The organism is Vibrio sp. 10N.261.52.A1 (assembly GCF_002876325.1).
In the GTDB taxonomy this organism is placed as follows: domain Bacteria; phylum Pseudomonadota; class Gammaproteobacteria; order Enterobacterales; family Vibrionaceae; genus Vibrio; species Vibrio chagasii.
This window is the reverse complement of record NZ_MCYD01000030.1, coordinates 1-464: the sequence shown is the minus strand read 5'-3', so window position 1 is coordinate 464 and position 464 is coordinate 1. Positions and strand designations below refer to the sequence as shown.

The 464-nt window shown below is 41.6% G+C and carries 1 protein-coding gene; it reads left to right on the top strand.

Annotated elements, in window-relative coordinates:
• Positions 1-56: 56 nt before the first annotated feature.
• The coding region (locus BCT81_RS00405) for a LysR family transcriptional regulator (protein ID WP_133152461.1) at positions 57-464 on the top strand (408 nt) is incomplete at its 3' end.

The following is a 464-nucleotide window of genomic DNA, read 5'->3' as shown; positions in this document are numbered from 1 at the left end:
ATATGTAACTTGCTGTTAAGCTCAACTTAATACGTCTATTGGTAGAAGGAGCACCGATGAGCAACGATAAGTTTAAGAATCTTGACCTAAACCTCCTCAAGCTGTTTTCTGTCGTGTATCAGCAACGTAACTTGAAAAAATCTTCAGAGTTGCTATTCATCTCTCCTCCTGCAGTCAGCCAAAATATAAATAAACTGCGAGATCATTTTGAAGATGAGTTGTTCGTAAAAACACCAAAAGGGTTTGATACGACACCTTATGCTGACAGCCTTTTCTTGGCCCTCTCTCCCGCTTTAACTCAGCTCTCAAATGCCGTAAATACACACGGTGAATTCAAACCTAGCGAACTAGACGGCACTATCACTGTCGATATGGGGCAGCAAATCATTCCTTGGCTCTCACCGATGATGTTCACTGAGATCTCAGAACATTGCCCTAACGTTACGTTTGCATCTCATAATATG